The sequence below is a fragment of the Pseudomonas sp. 30_B genome (assembly GCF_017491605.1).
Taxonomy (GTDB): Bacteria; Pseudomonadota; Gammaproteobacteria; order Pseudomonadales; family Pseudomonadaceae; genus Pseudomonas.
On sequence record NZ_JAFGYY010000196.1, the window covers coordinates 1 to 510 of the forward strand.

General features: G+C 62.5%; 1 protein-coding gene and 1 pseudogene. Both read right to left on the minus strand.

What is annotated here, in order from left to right; genetic code table 11:
- Positions 1-221 (minus strand): ribosome-recycling factor (locus tag J5M67_RS27910; RefSeq protein ID WP_207888608.1); only part of this gene is annotated, 221 nt, incomplete at its 3' end.
- A gap of 90 nt (positions 222-311) precedes the next feature.
- Positions 312-510, minus strand: a pseudogene (locus tag J5M67_RS27915) (UMP kinase); the annotation flags it as partial.

Consider the following 510-nt stretch of genomic DNA (forward strand, 5'->3'; position numbering starts at 1 on the left):
GTCTTTTCCCACGGCTGCACGCCGATCGTGCGCGCGTCGACGAGCGTCAGGTTCGCGACCTGCGAGATCGGCACCATCGAGCCGTAGTAGTCGACCTGCACGTGATCGAGCAGACCGGTATGCGCACGGCCCGTGCGGATCTTCGCCAGATCGTTCTTGAACGCTTCGATCGAGCGCTGCATCTTCTGCTCGACGCTCTTCTTGATATCAGCGACACTCATTTCAACCTCCGAACCTTCCGAACTTCAAAACGATGCGGGCAATGGCCAACGGCGGCGCGCGGCGCCGCGGCCTCCCGCATCGGCGAGAGTTTACACGTGGACGAGCGTGCCCTCGTCCTCTCCTTGAACGATACGTTTGAGCGCACCCGGCTTGTTGATCGAAAACACGCGGATCGGCAGCTTCTGGTCGCGGCAGAGCGCGAACGCCGTCGCGTCCATCACCTGCAGGTTGCGGCCGATCGCCTCGTCGAAGCTGATCGACGAATAGCGCGTCGCCGACGGGTCCTTC